The organism is Microcystis sp. LSC13-02 (genome assembly GCA_002282935.1).
GTDB lineage: Bacteria > Cyanobacteriota > Cyanobacteriia > Cyanobacteriales > Microcystaceae > Microcystis.
This window is the reverse complement of the sequence record MTBT01000067.1, coordinates 1-22040: the sequence shown is the minus strand read 5'-3', so window position 1 is coordinate 22040 and position 22040 is coordinate 1. Positions and strand designations below refer to the sequence as shown.

16 protein-coding genes and 1 other RNA gene are annotated in these 22040 nt (G+C 42.7%); 7 read left to right on the top strand and 10 right to left on the bottom strand.

All coding sequences use genetic code 11. The features are described from left to right. Window positions 1-278: 278 nt before the first annotated feature. The gene (locus tag BGL89_RS04125) at window positions 279-866 is read left to right on the top strand and encodes a DUF3782 domain-containing protein (protein WP_286824578.1); all 588 of its coding nucleotides are present in this window, start codon (window positions 279-281) and stop codon (window positions 864-866) included. A 37-nt stretch (window positions 867-903) separates the two neighbouring features. Here BGL89_RS04125 and BGL89_RS04120 read toward each other — a convergent pair whose 3' ends face one another. The 6 genes from BGL89_RS04120 to zds form a co-directional block, all read right to left on the bottom strand. Then, the gene (locus BGL89_RS04120) at window positions 904-2175 is read right to left on the bottom strand and encodes an MFS transporter (protein ID WP_286824577.1); all 1272 of its coding nucleotides are present in this window, start codon (window positions 2173-2175) and stop codon (window positions 904-906) included. 9 nt (window positions 2176-2184) lie between these two features. Continuing rightward, an RNA gene (gene ffs, locus BGL89_RS04115) (signal recognition particle sRNA small type) lies at window positions 2185-2281 on the bottom strand. A gap of 86 nt (window positions 2282-2367) precedes the next feature. Continuing rightward, window positions 2368-3504 carry a DUF58 domain-containing protein gene (locus BGL89_RS04110; RefSeq protein ID WP_286824576.1) on the bottom strand — a complete coding sequence of 379 codons (1137 nt, stop codon included), beginning with the start codon at window positions 3502-3504 and terminating at the stop codon, window positions 2368-2370. A gap of 360 nt (window positions 3505-3864) precedes the next feature. Then, window positions 3865-4884, bottom strand: coding sequence for a long-chain acyl-[acyl-carrier-protein] reductase (locus BGL89_RS04105; RefSeq protein ID WP_286824575.1), 1020 nt, complete (start codon window positions 4882-4884; stop codon window positions 3865-3867). Window positions 4885-5032: 148 nt separating this feature from the next. Then, window positions 5033-5728, bottom strand: coding sequence for an aldehyde oxygenase (deformylating) (locus BGL89_RS04100; protein WP_286824574.1), 696 nt, complete (start codon window positions 5726-5728; stop codon window positions 5033-5035). A gap of 171 nt (window positions 5729-5899) precedes the next feature. Next, window positions 5900-7360, bottom strand: coding sequence for a 9,9'-di-cis-zeta-carotene desaturase (zds, locus tag BGL89_RS04095; RefSeq protein ID WP_286824573.1), 1461 nt, complete (start codon window positions 7358-7360; stop codon window positions 5900-5902). 136 nt (window positions 7361-7496) lie between these two features. Here zds and BGL89_RS04090 point away from each other — a divergent pair, with 136 nt between their 5' ends. Then, window positions 7497-9935, top strand: coding sequence for a glycosyltransferase family 39 protein (locus BGL89_RS04090; RefSeq protein ID WP_286824572.1), 2439 nt, complete (start codon window positions 7497-7499; stop codon window positions 9933-9935). 577 nt (window positions 9936-10512) lie between these two features. Here BGL89_RS04090 and leuC read toward each other — a convergent pair. From leuC to BGL89_RS04075, 3 genes are all read right to left on the bottom strand, one after another. Beyond that, on the bottom strand, window positions 10513-11916 hold the full coding sequence (leuC, locus tag BGL89_RS04085; protein WP_286824571.1) for a 3-isopropylmalate dehydratase large subunit: 1404 nt from the start codon (window positions 11914-11916) through the stop codon (window positions 10513-10515). A gap of 281 nt (window positions 11917-12197) precedes the next feature. Then, the gene (locus BGL89_RS04080; RefSeq protein ID WP_286824570.1) at window positions 12198-13196 is read right to left on the bottom strand and encodes an MraY family glycosyltransferase; all 999 of its coding nucleotides are present in this window, start codon (window positions 13194-13196) and stop codon (window positions 12198-12200) included. Window positions 13197-13315: 119 nt separating this feature from the next. Next, window positions 13316-15613 (bottom strand): RelA/SpoT family protein, encoded by a 2298-nt coding sequence (locus BGL89_RS04075; RefSeq protein ID WP_286824569.1) that lies wholly within the window; start codon window positions 15611-15613, stop codon window positions 13316-13318. Between the two features lie 228 nt (window positions 15614-15841). On the opposite strand from BGL89_RS04075, the gene patD reads away from it, so the two are divergent. The 5 genes from patD to BGL89_RS04050 all read left to right on the top strand — a co-directional run bounded on the left by patD (window position 15842) and on the right by BGL89_RS04050 (window position 20846). Further along, window positions 15842-16198: a heterocyst frequency control protein PatD gene (patD, locus tag BGL89_RS04070; protein ID WP_286824568.1), complete on the top strand. Its 357-nt coding sequence runs from the start codon at window positions 15842-15844 to the stop codon at window positions 16196-16198. Window positions 16199-16273: 75 nt separating this feature from the next. Then, complete coding sequence (locus BGL89_RS04065) at window positions 16274-17899, top strand: dipeptide ABC transporter ATP-binding protein (protein ID WP_286824567.1); 1626 nt, start codon at window positions 16274-16276, stop codon at window positions 17897-17899. 55 nt (window positions 17900-17954) lie between these two features. After that, window positions 17955-18200: a hypothetical protein gene (locus tag BGL89_RS04060; RefSeq protein WP_286824566.1), complete on the top strand. Its 246-nt coding sequence runs from the start codon at window positions 17955-17957 to the stop codon at window positions 18198-18200. Continuing rightward, window positions 18194-18553, top strand: coding sequence for a type II toxin-antitoxin system PemK/MazF family toxin (locus tag BGL89_RS04055; protein WP_286824565.1), 360 nt, complete (start codon window positions 18194-18196; stop codon window positions 18551-18553). Before BGL89_RS04060 ends, BGL89_RS04055 begins: the two co-directional genes overlap by 7 nt. 157 nt (window positions 18554-18710) lie before the next feature. Continuing rightward, window positions 18711-20846 carry a glycosyltransferase gene (locus BGL89_RS04050; RefSeq protein WP_286824564.1) on the top strand — a complete coding sequence of 712 codons (2136 nt, stop codon included), beginning with the start codon at window positions 18711-18713 and terminating at the stop codon, window positions 20844-20846. 238 nt (window positions 20847-21084) lie between these two features. Here the strand turns inward: BGL89_RS04050 and BGL89_RS04045 are convergent, their stop codons facing one another. Further along, complete coding sequence (locus tag BGL89_RS04045) at window positions 21085-21921, bottom strand: bluetail domain-containing putative surface protein (RefSeq protein WP_286824563.1); 837 nt, start codon at window positions 21919-21921, stop codon at window positions 21085-21087. Between the last annotated feature and the right edge of the window lie 119 nt (window positions 21922-22040).

Sequence of the window (22040 nt, the reverse complement as noted above, 5' to 3'; positions counted from 1 at the left end):
AATCAGTATAGCACAATAAAAGTTAAGTTAACAAGATATAGTTTAAAAAGCCGTCCTAAAAGGACGGGGCTTTAACCCAAAATTTCGGTAAGGTTGAGAATTAGTGCGCTAATTTGAGAAGTAAGAGAATGCGAGCAATCAGGGGAAGTAATTGACGTTATAATTAGCCATAGTTTTCCGTCAAATGGCTAGAGTGTTTATCCTGCCAACCTTTGAACCTCTTTGTCATCCCTTGAGCTAAAATAGCAATAGACCAGATCAGAAGGAAAAAATTATCTATGGCAACCACATCCGAAGATGTATGGCGACTCTTAGCCGAATTAACTGCCGCTCAAAAAGAAACTGACAAACAACTCAAGGAAGTCAGTCAACAACAGAAGGAAAACGCCCAACAACTCAAGGAAACTGACAAACAACTCAAAGAACTGGGCAAACAAATTGGGGGACTCGGTGCCAAATTCGGCAGCTTTACCGAAGGACTTGCCCTTCCCTCAATGGAAACAATTCTCAGACAACGCTTTGGTATGGAAGTTATCAGTCCCAGTGTCCGAGTCAGTAAAGAAGGACAACACCTAGAAATTGATGTTCTTGCCTATACCAATGGTGAGCTAAATACCGCTTATATCGTTGAGGTTAAAAGTCATGCTAGACAGGAAGATATTACTCAATTAAAAAGTATTTTGCAGCGGTTTCGCCGCTTTTTTCCTGAACACAAAGATAAAAAACTCTATGGCATATTAGCAGCCGTTGATTTATCCCCGGAATTACGGGAAAAAATTCTGCAAGAAGGGCTTTATGTGGCTCGGATTCATGACCAAGTATTTGAATTAGATATTCCCGATAATTTTCCACCTCAAACCTATTAAATAACCCTGCCCCTAGGAAAAACTTTTTCAGTAAGCTTTATTGTACTTGTCCGCGCAGAGCATAACGATCTTTTTCTAAACCGAAAGCGAAGAGAAAAGAATGGAATATAGTGGGGTTAGAGAGAGTAAAAAAGAGAAAGAGAGCGATAACAGCTAATCCTGACGATAAACTAAACATAGTTTCGTAGGAAATTGCTAAAACCCCCAGAATTGGACCGGCTAAGGCTGTTCCCACATCAAAACCGCCGATACAGATAGAATAGGCCCGGCCGCGTTCTTGGGGCCCAGAGCGATCGGAGATTAAAGCCAGTAACATAGGGAATAAAATCCCCCCTCCCGTACCTTCGAGGATAGCGGCTAAAATTAAAGCGGAGGAAGATCGGGCAGAAGATAGAACCAACATGGATAAACCATAGCAAAAAACGCTAATAGTGATGAATAAACCCCGTCCATAGCGATCACTGGCTCCTCCCGACAAAATCCGTCCGATTACGCCCGATAGTGCCGCATAACTGTAGAATAGACCGGCACTGAAAGGGATCTGATTTTCGAGGAGAAACAGGGGTAAAAAAGCGACTAAACCGCCGAATAAAGTACCGACCAATAGAAAAACTAAGGTAGGGACTAAAAAAGCCCGCTCTTGACATAATGCCCAAAAACTGCGCTCAATTGTCTGATTTTCTGCCTTCATTTGGGCTAATTTTTTCTTGAAGTCCGGTTCTTGAATGGAGAAACCCAAGAGAAAGGCGATCGCTCCTGAAGTGGCGGAAACTAGAAATAAACCGTCATAACCGATCGATTCGTAGAGATAACTGCCTAAAGCTGGACCAATTCCCATGCCTATGGGTGCAGTTAAGCTCATATAACCAATTATCTCTCCCCGTTGACGAACCGGCGAAAAATCCACCACTAGGGTACTGTAACCGGTGGTAAAAGCGGCGATACTGAGACCATGGTAGGCGCGAACGACGAATAAAGAGGAAAGATCGCGAAAAAATAGATAACCGAGGGGTGCGGTAGCGGCGACAATAGTTCCAAATAAAACCACTAATTTGCGACTGCGGCGATCGACTAGATTGCCTAACCAACTGCGCGATACAATTAAACCGATGGCAAAGGCCCCCATGACAAAACCTATATCTTGTTTGCTACCGCCTAGGGATTTAATATAGGTGGGGAGAGTGGGGACAAGAGTGGTGATACTTGTCCAGAAAAACAGCGCCGTGACGAAGAGGAAGAGTAGTTGACGACGAGTCTCGGCAGTAACCGATCGAAAAGTTTTGAAAGCGTTCACAACAGCGACCGTCACAGGCAACAAAAAGACCCGGAGATCACGCCAGTCACAAGCATCCCGTATTGCTGCTACCTTCCGGTCCTGACAAGGTTAAGGCGTTGCGATCGCATGAGTCCGAGTCTTTTTTATCATAACATCTTTTTCGGGGATACGGGCATTTTTTTCCGGAGAATCTCCTCTCAATCTAGACTGTGAACGGAAATTTCCTCAACGAGGGGGTTTTTGCAATTGTTGTTGTAGAGAAGTTTCCGGTTCGATCGCCAATCCGCTAAACTGTCGGACTAAGAGTGAAGGACTCTCCCTAGAATCGGCAGCGAGGAAAAATAACCAACGGCTGCCGGGGGTGAGTTGTTCGATGGAATTGAAGTTACTTGTCAACCAAATTACAGGTAAATTAGGCAGATTAGCATTTTTTTGACTAGCTTTTGCCTCTATACCAGCTAAAGTTTCTAAAATGCTCCTCTCCCCCTGAATTAAACCCGTTTCACCCGTCCAGAGTTTCACATTTAATTGCCGACGATGGGCATAAAAATAGAGGGAAGCAGCGGCAATAATCGCCCGTTCAAAACTGTCTTCTTGCCAATCACAGAGGGTATCGAGACAGATAATCACTTCCTGTCCTCCCGTTAACACTTCTAATTCCCGAATTTGAAATTCTCCCAAACGGGCGCTAGTTTTCCAGTGAATTAAACGGGTAGAATCACCGTAGCGATATTGTCTCAGGTTACGGGTAAGTCCTTGATTAGCCCTTTGATAATAGCGATTATTTTCTAATTTTTGTTCCATCTCTTGACCGAGGGAATCGATCAGGGGACATTGTTGTAAGGGTAAAATTTGGGGATAAACTAAAGCTTTAGCCGCTGCTTGATGACAACGACGACACCAAAATAAACCGAGAGGGGCTGCTGTTCTTAATTGTACTTCTTGCCATTGATAAACACCCCGTTTGCTGGTGGGTAAATAATAAGTCCAACGATGGCAACTTTTGGAGGCAATCGCTTCTATTGGGGTTATTTTTGGCTGATCGAGAACTATAGGCAGGATATCTGTCACTTCTAACAGATTTATCGGCTGATTGCTCGTATTTTCTATCTCTAGGCTAATACTAAGATCGTCTCCCGCACTCACGGGTACAATGGCAAGACGACGCACTTTCAGGGGAAGAAGGGAACGACGGGGTAAAATTATCGATAAAATTAAAACAGCGCTCGTCGTGCCACAGATAGCATACAACCATCCCGCCATGGTATTGATCGCAGCTCCGAAAAAACAGAGGGTAATGCCAATGATTACCCCACCACCGTAAGCGGGTAAAATACCGCGTTCTTCTAACCAAGTTTTCATAGAGTTTAGTGGTTTTGTCGTCTTTGCTAGAAAGCTAAAAATCAGGCCCACATCTCTATAATTCCCCCAAAAGCCCTCTGATCAGCGAAGGGAGTCCTATCCCTTGCCACTATTGTTATTTTTCTTAACAAAACTTAACAATTGATGGCAAAATTTTGCTTGCTTTTGTCGGCAGATTTTGGGATAATATTTTTAAAAGAGTTTATTCATAATGGTAATCTGAGCTTCAAAATTTGAACACAACCATCCCATTATAAGACAATTATAACCCAAGCCGCCGCCAAAGTCAAGCGCTCACTCCTAATTATTTGTCGCCTGAAACTTCTGATTCCGTGGTCGGTGGGGGGTTGGGGATATTAGTTAAAATAACAAAGGTTGAAAACCGTGTTTGCGGGAAGCTGCGCCGATTTGTTCCATTTTAGGGACGGTAATTTGATTGCGTCCCCAGGAAAAATTAGTTTGCCAACCCTCCAACTCTAATAAAATCGCCTCAGCAAAACAGGCAAACATTTGACGAGAGGGAATATCCATATTGACAATTTTCATAATTTTCCAGTCAATATCGAGGGAATGCTCGACAATGCCGCCCTTAATCACCGAAATATCGGGGGCATTTAATACCATGCCTAAATTTTTCGGATAACCACCATCAATAATAATGCAGGGGCGCTTGAGTTTATCTAGATCAATTTCCACCCCTTTAGGCATACTAGCCACCCAAACGATGATATCAGCCAGGGGTAAAGCCTCCTCTAGGGGGAGAATTTTACCGCGTGCTAACTCCTCTTGGAGAGATTGTAAACGCTCTTGATTGCGTGCCACATAAATTAGTTCTTTTGTATTGGTTTTTTCATTTAACCAACGACAAACGGCGCTGCCGATATCTCCGGTTGCCCCGCAAACCACAACGGTAGATTGAGCTAAATCGATGCCCATTTTTTCAGCGAGGGTTTCCACCTGAGTGCAGATGACGTAAGCGGTGTGGGTATTACCGGTGGTAAAACGGCCAAAATCTAGCTCGATATTCCGCACCTGTCGATTATCTTTGAGATTAAATTCCTCGAAAATAATTGAAGAAAAACCACCGAGTGCGGTGATGTTGATATCACTTTTTTGAGCGAGTGCCATGGCATTTAGCACCTTACGAATAGCAGACTTTACCCAACGATTCGACAACATCTCCGGTAAAAAACAGGATTCGATATATTTGCCTCTGATGGTTTGCCCCGTGATGCTGGTGACATGAAAATCATCGACAATTTGCGGGGGGGCAGCACACCAAAAATCTAATCCCTGGTTAGCATATTCAGGATAACCTAGATCGTCGGCGACCGATTGGGCGTGTTCTAAACTGGTAAGATGACCTATAAGACCAAACATTGATTGTTCTTTCGTTAGACTAGATGGCACTAGATAAAAATTAGGATATTGCTAAGAAATCGTTAAGACTCTTAAATATATTACACAAAAGTGCCGCTCTGTGTTGAGCGGCAGCAGGGCGAAAAAAAGAAATCTAGACGCGCAAGCTTTAGACGGCAGTTAATCCGTAGGCAGACATTCGCATAATATCACGGGTGCTGAAACCAATATTGCTTAAAGCTTCCCCGTAGCTAATCATAAAGTCTTCCACGAGGGCCTCTTTTTCCATACCGAGGACGCGAGCATCATCCTCGACTTGATTGAGCATTCTCCAGACAATGGGCAGATTAGCGCGATTTGCGGCTTCTAATTCCTCTTTAGCGGTTTCAAAGTTCGCTTTTAGCCATTCTTCGCCAAAATTGAGATGTAAATATTCGTCTTTAACTACGCCTTCAGTAATTTTACGGGCAAAAGGATCAGCAACAGGAATATAAATATTATAGGCAGCGATCGCAAAAGCTTCGATAATCAAAGATTGGATCAATAAACAGGTAACGATTTTACCTTCTGCGTAGGCAATTTGGAAGTTATTGTGCAGAGAGGAAAAGAATTCTTTGGCATAATCCATATCAGGAGTGATTTTCAAATTTTGGCCGCAAGCTTGAAAACCTTTCATGTGACGGTTTTCCATTTTTGCCAAACGGTGTAACTCTTCTTTGTTATCGGCGAGGATGTCTGCTAATTGAATATAATTGCTATTGGCCTCGTATTCGCCTTCAATAACGATGGCATTAATGCGACTATAGGCTGATTTATAGGTTTCGCTAGTGAAATCAAGCTCTAATGGTACAGCAAGCTCTGGCATAAACTCGATTGACTCCTATTTCTGACGAGATTTTTCCGACGTTCTTTCCAGTCTAGGGTAAGCTTTCTAGATGGAGTTATCTTTTTACGAGTCTAGCTCGATCGGTCTTTTTTGTATAGCTTGCCCTGAGAGGCAATCCCTTCTCAAGAGAGGAGATTGCTGGCTGTTTGCTCAAACCGTGGCTAAAGATTTCCAGCGCTCGGCCTGTTGTAAGATCGCTTTGGCTGCCTGTTTACCCGATAAAGTGGCTCCTTCCATGCTATCAATGTAATCCTGTTGGGTATAACTACCGGCAAGGAAAAAGTTAGCAATAGGAGTCGCTTGCGAGGGACGATAGACATCCATCCCCGGTGCTTCCCGATAGAGACTTTGTGCTAATTTCACCACACTAAACCAAGTCATATTTAACTCCCGCGAGGAGGGAAATAACTGATGGACTTGCGCTAAAACGTGCTGGGCGATATCTTCATTTTTAGCTTTAATAAAAGGATCCCCAGGGGTTAAAACTAACTGTAATAAAGAACCTTCTCCGGGGCGATAATAATCCCTAGGACTGGTGAGAGCAAGATCTGCAAAACAGGAAAAATCCGCTTGGTGGGTGTACAAAAGATTGTCAATTCCCACCGCTTTTTGCAGTTGTCGCCGTTTTTCGGCATCATTTAATTCCGTCACCCAACCGTCAAAACGCAATTGTACCGTAGCGACGGGGACGGCTTCTAGTCGGAAAATATTGTCAAAAATCGGTATTTTTCGCCAATCTTGGGGAATAAGACGCTGAATACCGGGGACATCACCAGCGCAAACATAGGCATCTGCGGTGATAGTTTCTGTGGTTTCTCCGTTAGCGACGATCATGCCATTAACTTGCAGATTTTCGCCCTCTCCAGAATAGAGAATTTCCCGCACTTGACGACGGGTAGAGATTTTGGTGCCCCGGGCTTCCAGATAGTTAATAATCGGTTTATGTAGGTATTCGTGGGGGGAACCTTCCAACATCCGCAGGACGGAAGCTTCGGTTTTAGCGGCAAAAAATTGGAAAATCGTCAGCATACAACGGGCCGAGATATTTTCCGTATCGATAAATCCTAACGCATAGGCGATCGGATTCCACATTTTTTTTAAACTGCCTTCATTACCGCCATGGCTACGAAACCAATCGGCAAAGCTAATCGAGTCCAGATCCCGAATCGTTTTCATCGCTCCTTGAAAGTCTATCAGACCGCGGACGATGGGACTTGTACCTAATGCCAGAGAATTAAAGATTTTATCGGCTGCTGAGAGTTGGGAGGAGGTAAAAAAGGCTTTTAAACCGTTAAAAGGCGCACCTGCGGCGAAACGGAAGTCTAATTCGCCGATTTTTCCCCCTTCGTTGATAAAAGTGTGGGTGTGTTCTTTGAGCAGTAGGGATTGAAAAGCGCCCACTTTTTTCATTAACTCAAAAAGATTATAGTAACAACCAAAAAAGACGTGCAAGCCCATCTCGATGTGATTACCGTCCGCATCTACCCAACTACCGACTTTTCCCCCGACAAAGGGACGAGATTCTAAGATTTCTACTGTACAGCCCGCATCGACCAGATCGATAGCTGTTGCCATTCCCGCTAATCCTGCACCAACGATCACCACTCGCATTTGTCAAGTTCCTGTTACAATTTTTCACTAAATCTTTATTTTACCCGATCGATCTGGTGTTTCTCGCTGGCGATTTTTTCAGGGTCACTTGAGAGCGTGGCAGAATAATTGAGAGTTGCAGTAGGGAGAAGTGATTTTGAAACGATCGCTAGATGGGAGACAGGGATTAATTATTGTCACTATTATTTGGATATTGGGGATATTAGTCGATAGATTCTGGTTTAGTCTCGATCATACCATTCCTGCTTGGGATCAGGCTGATTATCTCAACGGTGGGATTATCTATACCCAAGCTTTCCAAAATCCGCGCTGGTTTGACGGGGATTGGTGGCGCAGTTTATGGCTAATGTCCCCGAAAATTCCCCCTTTAACCTATCTTTTAACGATTCCCTTCTTTAATCTCTTTGGTATTAGTCTTGACGCGGGTATGTGGGTAATGGCTATCTATAGCGCCCTACTGCTCTTTTCTGTGTACGGATTGGGAATTATCCTCTTTAATGGGACTGTGGCTTTATGGGCGGTCTTAATCTGTCAATTTCTCCCGGGTTTATACTATTATCGCCTCGAATATCTCTTAGATTTTCCCTTAGCGGCAATTGTAACGTTTTCTTACTTCTGCTTGACATGGTGGCGATTTAGTGGTCAAGGCTGGCTAAAAGCGATCGCTTTCGGGATTTCTTTCGGTTTAGGGATGTTAGTCAAACAAACCGCCCTATTTTTCCTCTTTTTACCGATTTTGTGGGTATTGGGCGAAAATCTCCAGCGAAAACGTTGGGGCAATCTAGCGCAATTAATGCTCAGTTTTTTGACGGCAGCATTGTTAATCTTTCCCTGGTATCGGACGAATTGGTTATTAATGTTAACTGCGGGCAAACGTGCCACGGTAGATTCGGCGATTTTGGAGGGAGATCCCCCTCTTACCAGTCCAGACGCATGGACATTTTACGCCCAAGTTTTACCCTATTTTCTTTCTTGGGTGTTGTTATTAGTTCCCCTGGTGGGATTATTAATCTCCTTGCGTCATAGAAAAACCGAAGATAAGGTTAATCGTCCTGTGTGGATTTGGTTAGGAGTTTTTCTGCTGGGGGGATATCTATTATCATCCCTCAATATCAATAAAGATGCTCGTTATATCTTGCCGCTTTTACCGACTTTATCCTTAATTTTATCCGTTGGTTTATTATCTTGGCGCGGTCGTTTTGCCCCCAGTATCCGTTGGGGAACGATAACTATTGCCGCTATGCTCACCAGCTTAAATTTATTCCCCTTGGGGGGAGAGCTAATTACTAACGTTTTCAGTCCCGAATTACAACACCATCCCTATTTAAAAACCGGCTGGCAACAGGAAGAAGTAGTTAAAGAGATTCTAGCCGATTCTCCCTATCTTCGCAGCACTCTAGGGGTTTTACCTTCCACCCCCGAATTAAATCAACATACTTTCTCTTTCTACGGTGGTAAAAATAATTCACAGGTTGCCGGCAGACAGGTGGGAGTTCGGGAAGAAGATATCGAAAAGGATGTCAATTCTTTAGATTGGTTTTTAACTAAAACTGGTGAACAGGGTTCTGTCCCCGATGTCCAGAAAAAAATTGTTAATCGAGTCGCCACCGGGCCAGATTTCCAAGTGGAGAAAACTTGGCAGCTACCGGATGATAGTACCCTTTCTCTACACCGTAAAATAGACCCCTCCGTCACGGTTAAACCCATTGAAACTGCGCCAAAACAGGTGGAATTAAGAGAGATTGCCATTGCCGAAAAAGCTTCTCCTAATCAACCCATTCCCGTGGTTTACAAATGGGCAGGAGACTGGCAACAATTAAAGTCAGGGATAGTGATTTTAACCTGGCAAGAAGTGAACGGTAAGGATTATTGGATGCACGATCACGCTATTGCTATGGGGGAATTAATGGCAGAAAAATTAACTCCAGAAGAGCAACAAAAGGGTTTTGAAGTTACTGAAAAAACCGCCATGCAGTCGGCAGCAACCCCCGGAGTTTATCGCTTATCTGCTGTCTATCTCAATCGGGAAACCGGGGAAACCTATCCGATTAAAACTAATGCTCAAATTACCATCGAGCCTCAAGTCTCCAAGTTAGCAACGCCCGAATTAGATTTAGTGACCCAATTGCGCTTAAAGTCTGCTAATATTGGTCAAGGATTAAAGGGTATTGAACCAATTTTTGAGTTAACTAATCGTATCAATCAATACGATTCTATTCAGGATTATGTGCTGCAAGCAGACAAGGCTTTTTCCTATCGTTTACAGCAACAAAATCCCCCCGATAAATTATCTTTAGCCTACGGATTAGCAATTTCTAAGGTACTACAACAGGATGTGGCAGGGGCAATAAAAGCCACCGAGGAAATGATTAAAATTGACCCCCATAATCCCTATCATTATGCTTATCAAGGTTTTATTTATCTCTACGATTGGCAACCGCAAGCAGCCCAAAAAGTCTTAGATAAAGCTAGACAATTAAATCCCGATAGTGAGGAAATTAAGACTTTAAATGCAGTGGCTGCCTTGATGGGGGGAAATCTCGTTAAAGCTTGGCAATTATGGCAGTCAAATTAAAATAGAGTGGGAATTATGAATTATTAATTATGAATTGGGGAGGTGGGGAAGTGGGGAGGTGGGGAATTGGGGAGGTGGGGAAGTGGGGAAGTGGGGAAGTGAAGCATTTGGCTGAAATTTCGCTAAACCCCTAAACTCCTAAATCCCTATAAATTAACATTCCGCAATATTTATAAATTCTTAAGAATTAATTGAGAAAGATTTTTATTTAACAACGATGTTATGATGGTTACAGCGATTTGATAGAATTTCATAGTGGGTTATTCTGTGCTTTTTTGGGCAGCAATGGTTGAAACCCTTGCCACACCTAGAAGGTGATCCTAATTAAAACGGCTAAATCAGTCAATTTCACCCACAACGATGATCTTTTTTTTATGTAGTTTTATTGCAAAAAAAAAGTTTTTTTGACAAAAAGCACAAAGTATGATAGGAAACCAAGGTATTTCTGGTTGCGAGTAATTATTGTATAGAAGGGAGAAGGGTGTGGGGTGTGGGGTGTGGGGTGTGGGGAAGTGGGGTGTGGGGAGAATAAATAAAAATAATCTCCTGCCTCCTGCCTCCTATCTCACCATTGAGATCACTGCTGTAACAACTCCCTTGGATCGGTGACTTCCCCTTTAATCGCTGCCGCTACCACCATCGCCGGACTCATCAACAAAGTACGCCCGGAAGCGGAACCTTGACGACCTTTAAAGTTACGATTGGAGGAGGAGGCGCTGATCTGATCTCCCTGCAATTTATCGGGATTCATGGCTAAACACATGGAACAGCCCGCCTCGCGCCATTCAAAGCCCGATGCTAGGAAAATTTGGTCTAATCCTTCCGCTTCCGCCTGTTTTTTGACTCTTTCGGAACCGGGGACGATAAAAGCTTTCACATTGGGGGCAACACGATGACCTTGGGCAAATTTGGCCGCTTCGCGCAGATCACTGATCCGGCCGTTAGTACAGCTACCGACGAAGCAGACATCGATTTTTGTGCCTTTAATCGGGGTGCCGGGGGTGAGTTTCATGTATTGATAGGCTTCCTCTGCGATCGCTCTTTCACTGGCCGGTAAACTTTCGGGAGTGGGAATGACTTCGTTAACCCCGATTCCTTGGCCCGGAGTAATCCCCCAAGTAACTGTGGGTTCGATTTCACCGGCATCGAAGACCACTACATCGTCATAAACCGCATCGGCATCGCTTTTAATGCTTTCCCACCAATTAACCGCACTTTCCCAGTCTTTAGGCGCAAAATCACGACCTTTGAGGTAATCGTAGGTGATCTGATCGGGGTTGATATAACCACATCGGGCCCCACCTTCGATCGCCATGTTACAAATCGTCATTCTTTCTTCCATGAACATCCGTTCAATTGTACTGCCAGCGTACTCATAGGCGTAACCAACACCGCCTTTAACGCCCAATTGACGAATAATATGGAGAATTACATCTTTAGCATAGACCCCGGGGTTTAAATCGCCGTTTACCTCCACTCGACGCACTTTTAATTTCGATAGGGATAGGGTTTGGGTAGCAAGAACATCGCGCACTTGGGAAGTTCCGATACCAAAAGCGATCGCCCCAAAAGCGCCGTGGGTGGAGGTGTGGGAGTCACCACAGGCGATCGTCATCCCGGGTTGGGTTAGACCCTGTTCGGGAGCGATCACATGAACTATGCCCTGATTGCCGGAACCGATGCCGTAGAAAGGAATATCATTGGTTTGAACATTAGTTTCGATCGCCCGGATCATTTCCTCGGCCAAATCGTCAAGGAAAGGACGCGCCTGATTTTCGGTGGGGACGATGTGATCGACGGTGGCAATAGTCCGTCCTGGAAATAATACTTTTAAACCCCTTTCTTTTAGCATCGAAAAAGCTTGCGGACTGGTGACTTCATGGACTAGATGCAGTCCGATAAATAATTGTGTCTGTCCACTGGGAAGAATCTTAACCGTGTGTGCGTCCCAGACTTTATCGAATAACGTTCTTGCGCTCATTGACCTTGAAATGATAGTCATCTCCCTAATCATATCAGCTAACCTGATCCGATAAATATTAATTTTTTCTTTTCTCTTGGTTAGTAGGGATAATAGGTAAATAGCTCTGTTTTTGCCAGAGATTAAAACCATCGGTTTTTGAGTGAAAGAAACGACTTTCGCCAATAACTATTTGAGTAATTACTTCTGCTCCTTACCCCCCGATCCCTATAATTTTTAAACAGGATTTAGCATAACATTTTCTAGGTTTGACTAACCCCTCAGTCCATAGCAAAAAAAATTTATTCTTTTCTTGTCACTGATAAATTATGCTCGCTAACTTTCCTGTTCAGATAAATTTCTCCGAGAACAATTAATCCTAGAATCAGAGGTAAACTCAGCCATGCTCCTAGGATTCCTAAGTAGTTAATACTCAGAGCAATCAGGAGAGTTATCCCCATATAAATAATCGCTACTTGTGGATGAGACCAGCCAGACTTTTGTAATCTTTGATAAAGGTGACTGCGGTGAGCTTGGAAGATATTTTCCTTTCTTATTAATCGACAAATAAGGGTATAAATAGCATCACCAATCAGAGGTAAAGTGATAGTTAAAGCTGACCAAGCTTGACTTTGATTGCCCTGGTTATTAAGTAAAACCATAGCGACAATTGCCCCTAAACTGGTGCTACCCACATCACCCATAAAAATTTTCGCTGGCGACCAATTCCAGAGGAGAAAACCGCCTAAAGCTGCCACTAAAAGCCATAAAATTGGTTGCTGAAAATAGAGAGCGAGAAATCCTAATTGTACCGCCGTACAGCCAGCCACCAAGCCATCGAGACCATCCATAAAATTATAAAAATTAATGATCGCGGTCAGGCCGATAATTGTGAGAATAATAGCCAAAATTTTGCCGACAAAACCCAAATCTGATAGCCACGATTGGGGAAAAGCACCGAAAAAAGTGACCGCAACACTAGCGGAGGATAACTGCACTAAATAGCGAATACTAGAGGGAATACTGCGACGATCATCGAGAAGGCCGATAATAATTAAAGGAGTCAGGGACAACCACAGGGGAATGAGAGGTAGGGAAGGAGGAAGGAGAAAATAACTGAGGCCGCTGGTCAGAGCAAAAGCGACAACAAAACCGAGTCCACCCCCCCTAGGTGTGGGTTGACTATGGCTGCTACGCTCATTGGGAATATCTAACAATTGTTGACTAAAACGTTGTTTAATCAGGGCAACCACCAGAAAACTAATCAGAAAACTGATGACTGACAGTAGGGATAATAACATAGGGATTTTCGCACTCAGATTAATTATCGATCCTACGTTGTTCGGTGACAAAAAGTGCCAATTCAAAAGCAAAGGCGCTCCGGGGTTTGGGGGATATGAGTAGAAATTTTAGGTTTAACCTACTCTCGATCGCTTTTTACCTGACTGATGCGACGAACGTTTAAAACATCGATCATCAGCTTAATTTGACTAACACAGCGTTCAAATTGTTGCAGGTCTTTTACTTCAATTTTCAGGGAAATTAAAGCGGGTTTACCGAAATTAGTCTTAACTCCGGCATTGCGAACGTTAATATTTTGGTCACTTAAACGAGAGAGAATATCTTTTAAAACCCCGACGCGATCGATCACTTCAATCTGAATATTTACCGGATAAGTTTGATAACGTCCCTGGTCATCTATAGGGTTCCAACTAACAGGAATTAAGCGTTCAGCTTCGGCTTTTTCCACATTCGAGCAGCCCTGACGGTGAATAACAATGCCTTCCCCCGCATGGGCAACTATACCGGTAATATTTTCTCCGGGTAAAGGACAACAACAACCGGCCAAACGATAGACTAATCCCTCCACACCGGCGATCGGTGATTTACTAACGGGTAAAGCCCTTTGAACGGGAGAAGGTGGTAGAATCAATTGGGAATCAGTCAGGACATCGGGCGGATTTTTGACCGTTAAAATTTCCTGTTGATTTTTAACTGTTTCTTGCAGACGATTAACCACATTTTTTAGGGTAACTTCGCCGTAACCTAAGGCCGCCAATAAATCATCTACTGCCACATAATTGCACTGTTTAGCCACCGATTGCATTCGTTCTGATTTCAGCAGGGCATCGAAGCCAGTTTTACCCAATTCTTTCTCTAATAAATCACGACCTCGGCTAATATTTTCTTCTCGTCGCGATTTTTTGTACCATTGCCGGATGCGATTTCTGGCGCTAGGAGTAACGACAAAATTTAACCAATCTAAACTAGGGTGACTATGCTTGCTGGTGAGAATTTCCACCAGATCACCATTTTGCAAGGGAGCATCAAGAACTGACCATTTACCATTAATTCTTGCCCCTTTCATCTGATTACCTACTTCGCTATGAATATGATAGGCAAAATCTACCGGTGTCGCACCTTGGGCGAGGGCCACCACATCACCTTTGGGGGTGAAAACATAGATATCTTCTTCAAAGAAATTATTTTTCAGACCATCCATGTATTCTTGGCCATCTTTCAGGTCTTTTTGCCAGTCGAGAAGATTACGCAGCCAAGAGAATTTTTCATCGGCAGCGGTTAAAGTTGTTTGACTAGAACCGGTTTCTTTATACTTCCAATGGGCTGCAATCCCGTATTCAGCAACATGGTGCATTTCTAGGGTGCGAATCTGCACTTCTAGGGGACGGGCATTTAAACCAACAACGGTGGTATGGAGGGATTGATAACGGTTAGCTTTTGGTAAACCGATATAGTCTTTAAAACGGTTAGGAATCGGAGTAAATTGGTCGTGAACTACGGCTAAACAACGATAACATTCCTCTTTGGTTTCGACGATAATGCGGACGGCGGCTATATCATAAATCTGCTCGAATTCTTTGCCTTGATTGTGCATTTTATGATAGATGCCGTAGAGATGTTTGGGGCGACCCTGTAAATCAAGAACTTTTATGCCAATTTCTTGCAATTTTTCCCGCAATGTGTTAGTGACGGTTTCGATGCGGGCCTCTCGATCGATACGTTTTTCCGATACTAATAACTGCACAGTGCGATAAGCATCGGGTTCGAGGTATTTAAAGCATAAATCCTCTAATTCCCATTTAAATCTGCCAATCCCTAAACGGTTAGCCAAGGGAGCAAAGATTTCTCTAGTTTCGAGGGCGATGCGTTGCTGCTGTTGCGGGGTGAGGTGTTCGAGGGTTTGCATATTGTGCAGGCGATCGGCTAATTTGACCACGATGACGCGGATATCTTGAGCCATCGCCAGGAACATTCGGCGAAAATTCTCCGCTTGCCGTTCAGTTTTGCTAGAAAAGTTGAATTTGGAGAGTTTTGTCACCGCTTCCACCAAATTACGCACCCCAACACCGAATCTAGCCTCGATTTCTTCGGGGGTGACTTCCGTATCTTCCACCACATCGTGAAGGAATCCGGCCGCGATCATTGCCCCATCACCCCCCAGATCCCGCAGTAATCCCGCTACGGCTATAGGATGGGCGATATAGGGTTCCCCGGATTTGCGATACTGGCCCTCGTGGAGTTTGTGGGCGAAATTAAAAGCCTTGCAGATTAAATCGATATCGGGATTCTGGGGGTCGTTTTCGTAGGTAATTAGGCATTCTTTCAGCCAATCGGGTAAAACTAACGCTTTTTTCGGTTCCGTGGCCCGGGGAAGGACGGTGAGGGTTTCTGGTTGGATGGCAGTGATGGCGTTCATGGTTAGATCGGGGGGATAATAGGGACGAGAGGGGGGGGAGACGGATAACTAGAAAATTATTAGGCCGAAGGGATGCCAGATTGCTTAACTCTCTAACACTGGAATCGGATCGATCGGCGAAAAGGGCGGGATTCTTTTAAGTTTTTGTCTCTGCTCGGGAGGAGGACTTGCAACCGTGATGGCAAATCGTTAATCTTATGTAACAAATTCTAACGCGCTTTGTATTGGATGCTACCGACAAATTACCATCAAGCCTACAAATCTTTGTTAAGAAAACTGGAGGATTTCAGTCTTGCCCTTCTGGATGGGGAGGCTTCCACGGGGTTACAATCTTTTCAAGCTTTACAAACCTGTCTAGAAGGGGAGATATTGTCACTAAATGATGACAATTTAAGCCCAGAGGTGGCTAATCGTTGGCGCGCGGTCCAGACGGAACTATATCGATCCTGGCGATTGCTGGAGACGGACTGGTTATTTTTGGCCTCAGCGCGACAAGGACGGGAGAAACGTTTACAGATAATTAGCGATCGAGTGGCGACTTTAAAGGGGTATTGTCGGGTTTTGTTAGGGGAAGTTGTCGATTAGTGATTAAATGCTCGATCGCCGTTTGTGTGGCATACTTGACCCTAAGTCCTAACTTTTATCGTTACCGATCGCGTCATGTTGGAAATTAAAGACCTAAAAATTGCCTACCCGACAGAATTAAGTTCTCCCTCTTGGGCGATCGATGGGGTATCTTTTAGTATAGGCAAAGGGGAAACTTTGGGATTAGTGGGTGAATCTGGTTGTGGAAAATCGACCATCGGTAAGGCTATTTTAAGGTTATTACCCAATCGCACTCACGTGGAAGGTGAGATTATCTTTGAAGGGCGATCGCTTTTATCTTTATCTAGCAAACAGTTAGAAAAGTTTCGCGGGGAAGCGGTGGGATTAGTCTTTCAAGATCCGATGACGCGACTGGATCCGCTGATGACTATTGGCGATCATTGTGTGGAAACTTTGCAAGCTCATCGAGGAAATTTAACCTATCGTCAAGCTAAAAGTCAAGCTTGTACTGTCCTAGAAAAAGTGAAAATTCCTGCTAATCGTTGGTCCCAATATCCTCACGAATTTAGTGGGGGAATGCGGCAAAGAGTGGCCATTGCTTTAGCTTTATTATTAAACCCTAAGTTAATTATTGCCGATGAACCTACCACCAGTTTAGATGTGACAGTTTCGGCGGAAATTCTCCGGGAATTAAAGCGTTTATGTAGCGAGGAACAGATGGGATTATTGTTAATTTCCCATGATTTAGCGATGGTGGGAGAATATTGCGATCGATTAGCGGTGATGAAGGGGGGCAAAATTGTCGAATCGGGATTGGTAAAAACAGTTTTTAAAGCGCCTCAACACCCCTACACTCGTTCTCTTTTGACTGCCGCTTTACACCTACAGTTACGGGAGGAAAAATCAACGGCAATTCAAGGCAAGGAAACGGTGTTAAAGGTGGATAATTTAAAACAGTATTATAGCCTAGAAGGTAACTTTTTAGATAGTTTTTTCAAAAAAGAAAAGAAATTTATTAAAGCGGTAGATGAAGTCAATTTTGAACTGTATCGAGGGGAAATTTTCGGTTTAGTTGGGGAGTCGGGGTGTGGGAAAAGTACCCTATCGAGAACCCTATTACAGTTAATTAAACCCACTGGGGGAAAAGTGGAATTTTTAGGAGAAGATTTAACCCCTTTGTCGGGGGAAAAAATGCGTCCAAAACGGCGCTTAATGCAGATGATTTTTCAGGATCCCCTCGCTTGTCTCAATCCTCTAATGACGGTGGGAGAAAGTATTGCCGATCCGCTTTTTATCCATCAAAAAGTTAATCTAGAAACGGCTAAAAAACAGGTTTTAGAAATGTTAGATCGAGTCGGGTTAACACCGGTAGAGGAATTTTATCGACGCTATCCTAGAGAGTTATCGGGAGGACAACAGCAAAGGGTAGCCATTGCTCGCGCTTTAATTACTCGTCCAGAATTAGTTATTTGTGATGAACCGGTTAGTATGCTCGATGCGAGTGTCCAGACACAGGTTTTAGAGTTAATGTTAGAGTTACAAAAGTTATTTAATCTAACTTATTTATTTATAACTCATGATCTTTGGTTAGCGAGATTCCTCTGCGATCGAATTGCGGTGATGACTGCGGGTAAAATAGTTGAAATGGGTGACACTGAACAAATTTTTAGCCATCCCCAACACCCCTACACCCAAAAATTAATCGCAGCAGCCCCGAGAATTTATCCCGATAGGAACTAAAATTGCTCTGGGGGTTTATAATTGTTATTATCTAGATATAGTTAGGAAAGACAAAATGGCCAGACAACTTCAGATAACTCTCCCTGAAGATACCATGCAACTTCTCGATCGATGGTTGGCGAGTAGTGATTATCCTGAAAAAGAATATAATAATTTAATTAATGAAGCGATTAAATTATATATTATGGAACAACAGAGAAACTACCTCAAGCAACAATTAAAAGAAGGAGCTATTGTTAGAGCAGAAAGAGATTTAAATTTAGCACAAGATTGGTTTTTTCTAGAGGAAGAATTATGGTAGTAACTGAGATTTATCCGCACAGAGGAGATATATATTTAGTTAATTTTGATCCGAGTGTCGGATCAGAAATTCAAAAAACACGCCCTGCTTTAATCATACAAAATGATTTAGCAAATCGGTATAGTCCCATTGTTATTGTTGCGGGCATAACAAGCAAATTTCAAGACCCATTGTATCCGACAGAAGTATTAATTAAAGCTTCAGCAGGAGGACTAAAGAATGACTCGGTAGTGCTTTTGAATCAAATTCGTTCTATTGATAAACAAAGATTAATTAGAAAAATTGGTGGCATCTCCACGGAAGAAAGGCAGCAGATAGATCGAGCGATTCAAATTAGCTTAGGTTTAGTATAATCACCATTGATTATTCAATAAAAAATACATTAATTATTTATATTTAAAGCTTTTTTAATAAATTGATGCTATTGTCAAAAATACAATTACATGATATTATTTTCGATTATTGTTTATCAGCCAATTTACTCTTATCTATCAGTTAACCAAGGTAATTATGACAAAAATGATTATTTTTAAAGTTAAAAAACTGCTGAAAAGATTTGTCTTTAGTCTCCAGGAGGAAGGATGGAAACCAGCACTCAAAAAGACGAAACGGAAAATTATCAAAATTCTCACAGGAAAGAGTTCCTCTGAATTTGAAGAACAGGTGCTTGAAAGTGCTAAATTAGCCGAACCCCGACCCCTAGAAATTGCCAGTAGTGACAATCCTTTAGTCTCGATTATTATTCCTGTTTATAACCAATTTGCCTACACCTTTAACTGCTTGGAATCCTTGAGTGTTAACCTAAGTCCTGATTTAGCTTATGAAATAATCATTGTTAATGATGCTTCCAGCGATGAAACCTTAGAACAATTAGCCACTTTAGTTACAGGAATTAAAGTATTAACTAATGCGGAAAACTCTGGTTTTATTCGTTCCTGTAATTATGGGGCTAGTCAAGCAAAAGGTCAATACCTATATTTTCTCAATAACGATACTAGAATTCTGGAAAACTGTCTAGAAAGTTTAGTGAAATTAATTATCAATAATCCCCAAGTTGGTGCGGTGGGTTCTAAGTTAATTTATGCTAACAGTAAACAACAAGAAGCGGGGGGAATTATCTGGAATTCTGCCGATGGTTGGAATTATGGACGCTTAGATAGTCCCGATGAACCAGAATATAATTATGTCCGTCCCGTGGACTATTGTTCGGGGGCCAGTTTATTAGTTTCCACGGATTTATTTAAGCAATTAGGTGGTTTTTGTCAAGACTTTATCCCCGCGTATTACGAAGATACAGACTTATGTTTTGCCATCCGAGAATTGGGTTATCAAGTTCTCTATCAACCCCAATCTAACGTTATTCACTACGAAGGAATCACCTCGGGAACAGACCTTTCCAGTGGGATCAAACAATATCAAGTTATTAATCAAACTAAGTTTCGAGAAAAATGGTCAAAGGTATTAACCAAACACCTAGATAACGATGCTAATAATGTACCCAAAGCTGCCCGACGTTTACAAGGAAAACCGACAATTTTAGTCATCGATTCCTACGTTCCACTATACGATCGAGAATCCGGCTGTGTGCGTTTATTAAATATTCTTAAGCTACTGCTCAATTTAGGCTATTCAGTGATTTTCTTTCCCGATAATGGCTATCCTGAACAACCCTATACTTCCGTCCTGCAACAGCTGGGAATTGAAGTTATTTATGGCACACCGCAAAGATATAATCTAGAAGAAAAATTAATCAAATATTTACCCCTGATAGATGGAGTTTGGTTGTGTCGTCCCGAATTGTGCGATAAGTATATGGATTTAATTCGCTTAAAAACAAAAGCACCAATTATTTATGATACAATTGACCTGCATTTTCTGCGTTTAAAACGACAAAAAGACTATCTCGATCCCAGTTACCAAAATACTAGCTGGAGTTGGCAAACCTATCAGAAATTAGAGTTAAACTATGCTAATCAAGCGGAAGCAACCGTGGTAGTAACAGAAGACGAAAAGCAGGTTTTATCCTCTTTAGGAGTGAAAAATGTTTGGGTAATCCCCAATATTCATGAAGAAATTTCCCTGTCAGAAAAAGTTGCCTTTGACCAGCGAGCCGGTTTAGTATTTATTGGTAGCTACAATCACCCTCCTAATATTGATGCAGTTAAGTGGTTATGTTTAGAAATTATGCCCTTAGTTTGGGCATCTCGTCCCGATATTACCGTTAATTTATTGGGAAGTAACCTCAAGGATGAAGTGAAAGAATTAGCCAATGATCAAGTGATTGTTACCGGTTATGTTCCCGAAGTAGAACCATATTTTCAAAAGAGTCGTGTTTTTGTCGCACCCCTGCGATTTGGTGCGGGAATGAAGGGTAAAATAGGTCAAAGTCTTTCCCTAGGATTACCGACTATTACCACAAAAATTGGTGCCGAAGGTATGGGATTAATTGACCACCAAGATGTTTTAATTGCCGATACTGCCGAGGAATTTGCCCGAGCAGTGATCGAACTCTATGATAATAGGGAATTGTGGCAAAAACTCGCTAATAATTCCCTAGAAACCATTAAGAGATACCAACCCGCTACCGTGCAAACTAACCTACAAGCTTTGTTATCGAGTCTAGGAATTATTGCTAAGGATAGTTAACAAGAATACAGCAGTTATCTTAATGGTGAAGTACAAAGTTTTTGTTTCGGGGAGTCAGTCGTCGATACCAAATTAGGTCATACTTCATCTTTATAAGAAACGCTGTAAGTTTTATTACAGGATTCAACATTTGTGATTCTTTTGCTATAGTAATTTTAATAACCTCCATAAAGCGTTCCCCAGGTAAACCCGGGGAACGCAATGTGCGAGATATTTCTCCTAACTCTTTCAATAATAATTAAGCAAAGAAATGACTTACTGGTGTAATATTTCCGAAACCGGGTAAAGCACCGCTAAATCCAGTGATATTTACCAATAAATCATTGGTAAATGACAATGTCGCAGTGCTATCATTGATAAGTAGGTAAGTTCCGGCGATCGCACCAGCGGTTACTTGCACTAATGCAGCACTATTGGCGAGTAAAGCTTGATTACTGGCCAATAATCCGTTTGCATCAGTAAATACCTGAGTCGCTAAAGCCGTTCTGGTAGCAGCAGTGCTATTAGCAGCGCGAGTAAAACTAAGCGGCGCACCCGTGATGGCTCCAGTGGAGAGTAATAAGTCGATTCTATCAGTACCGATGGCAAAATCGGTGATCCGATCGGGAAGAGTCAAATCAGATATGGTAGATTGTCCAAATTGAAAGACGAAGGTATCTGCATCTCCACCAGGACCACCAGTTAAGGTGTCAATGCCCAAACCGCCATTCAAGGTGTCAATGCCAGAACCCCCATTAATACTGTCATTGCCAGCGTTACCCGAGAGTATGTTAGCTTGGCCATCACCAGTAATCACGCCATTTTGATTAGTGCCAATAACATCATCAAAATTGGTTACTGTAAAAGTTAATACGGGACCCCCCACTACCTGCAAATTGTTAGTCGCGGCGCCTAAATTGACATTAATAGACTCGGGAGATGCTGCGCTGGAAGCATTAATTATATTGTTGCTAAATCTGCCGTTGGCAATGATAGTTTCAACTTGGAACAGTTGAGCTGTGCCGCCACCGCCTTTGAGAATAGATTCAGTGGGTAGCAGGGTAATGCTGCTGCCAAAAGTGCTGTAATCGGCCACATCAGTCCCCGCACCACCATTAAAAAAATCGGCGTTGTCAGATTAAGAGATGATGAGGTAAAATAAATGAAAAATAAAATAAGCAGAAAGAACAATGAAATGCCCAGAATGTCAAAGCC